The sequence below is a fragment of the Colwellia sp. MB02u-10 genome (assembly GCF_014077185.1).
Classification (GTDB): domain Bacteria; phylum Pseudomonadota; class Gammaproteobacteria; order Enterobacterales; family Alteromonadaceae; genus Cognaticolwellia.
The window spans coordinates 1-2,029 of sequence record NZ_JACGVK010000065.1 but is presented as its reverse complement, the minus strand read 5'-3'; the positions used below and the strand labels follow the sequence as shown (position 1 = coordinate 2,029).

The 2,029-nt window shown below is 35.4% G+C and carries 1 protein-coding gene; it reads right to left on the bottom strand.

The window, feature by feature from the left end; all coding sequences use genetic code 11:
• Positions 1–601 precede the first annotated feature (601 nt).
• Positions 602–1,606 (bottom strand): FRG domain-containing protein, encoded by a 1,005-nt coding sequence (locus H4J59_RS01700; protein WP_182236280.1) that lies wholly within the window; start codon positions 1,604–1,606, stop codon positions 602–604.
• Positions 1,607–2,029 lie beyond the last annotated feature (423 nt).

Here is a 2,029-nt window from a genome sequence, read left to right as displayed (position 1 = left end):
TTAATTGATTTAGCCGCTTGCTTACCGAACGCTTCGAGTGCTTTCTTATTCATAGTCTGCCTATCCTTAACCCTACATGGGTATTAATAATAGGCAGTTACACAGATTTTGTTACAGGGTCTGTAATCGTCAAAAACATCCTATACTCAGGCTAAGACCAAATACATAAAAGTGATTTATGCTCGACAGACTAGCTCATCAATCGTTAATAGCCTCAGTGTTTTGTGACTTAACAACCAACCACCATATAACAATCCCCATAGTAAGCATCTAGTTCTCGCGGTTTCCACAATGAAGCTTTGTTCGACATCAGCCGGACTAGCATCGAGGGTGCTTCTCGGTTTTTCTTTGTGGCTGATGACAAACAAACCTAAACATACCTGCCTGTGGAATTTCATCTCAGAACGCTAACTTTTGCCACATTAGAGTCTTTAACAACAATACAATTTTTAGGTTGTTTTTAGTCACTATTGGTATGGAAGCAGTCATAAATATTTTAAACACTATGTTCGCAATATGGTCGTCATACAATTTCAAAACAACAATTAGTAATAGTGTAAAAACAACTAGCGTTGAGATTGAAACCACTTATATTTTTATATTAATAACATAATCTTTTTCTCTTTCGCCTTTCTACTTCTTTTTTTACACCGTCTAGATCTGGTTGAATAGTCGTCCAATTAATATTTATGAGATCCAAATATCTTGTTATCTCTCTTTCACCACAGTGTGAAAGTGTAAAGAGCATTGGTTTACCAATCCTTTCATCCACTATTTGTCTTTGATTATCAGACAAGTCAGATAACAAATATTGGTCAAGAGTCTTAATTTTATCATCAACATACAAGTTTGGTTCCGCACCTCTCTTTTCGATGTAATTTATAAATAGCCCCTTTTGAGCGACCATATTTCTATTTTGAAAACCATTAACAAATATCCGTTCAACAAATTTTTTTTCATTAACGACTTCAATTAGCTTCTCTGGAATAACCCATATCCCAATATTTCCTTTGCTTTGTGAACTTGTTATACCTTGCGTTGCAAAAAATAATGCAACTAAAGGATTTAAAGTAAAATCAAGTAAGCGTGTGGGCACTCCATAGTGTTGTGCTAGAGCTAAATCTTTAAGCATTTTTCCATGTGCGTAATCACCAAATTTAGCAGAGCTATATCCCTTTTTTTCATCAGATAGTTGGTTTATATATTCAAAGGATTCTGGTTCTATGTGAAGACCAATCGCATTCATTCCTTCAATGAAATTGATAAAACCATCTGATTCTACCCCCTCATAGTCACCATGCCCAGCCATAAGTACCTTGATTATATCAGGATTTAAATTCCTAAAAGCACTTGGTAACAATTCGTATTCTTTTTTCTCCTGACCTCTAAAAAGTAGTTGAGGAATCTTCTTCGGGTTATTAGTTTCGAACAGTTCAGAGCGGTTGATGTCTAGAGCATTCATGAACCCCTCCCAATCTTCACCGAATTCATATTCAAAGTGAGTATCGAACTTTTTTGGTCTAACCCCAATAATTTTTTTTCCGTTTGGGTTAATCTCATCAATGAGTATTAATTTCCTTTCTAAAGATGCTTCTTCATAGTTCATACTAAATTCTTTTTACTGCACATCAGCTAGATAGAGTAATGCTCCACCTTTTGACCAACAAGGTTATATTGAAATGGTACTTAATCACATAATTAATCAACTATTTTTAAAAACTCTTGGGAAATCACTCTACATATCTAGCATCGGGACTTTTAAACCAATAATTAACAATGTAACTCTAACCAAAAGGGCAGTTATTGAGTCAATTAAGGGCGTTAATATTAATGAGTTGCTAGAGTCAGCAAGCAATGCGCACATTTTTGACATGAAGGTGAACGCTGAATGACTGCTGTGGTGGCAGCCTGTGTGAAAACTATTTCGAACTTGCGTAATTGGATAATATCAACGTAAAAAGGCTCCGTAGATTAAATTCTGTAGTACGTTTGAGGTAAAACCACCTGTTAATTCACGTAGCGTCGCATA

Coding starts and splice junctions, on each gene's coding strand:
- H4J59_RS01700 (WP_182236280.1), bottom strand. CDS start 1,606: ATGAACTATGAAGAAGCATCTTTAGAAAGGAAATTAATACTCATTGAT.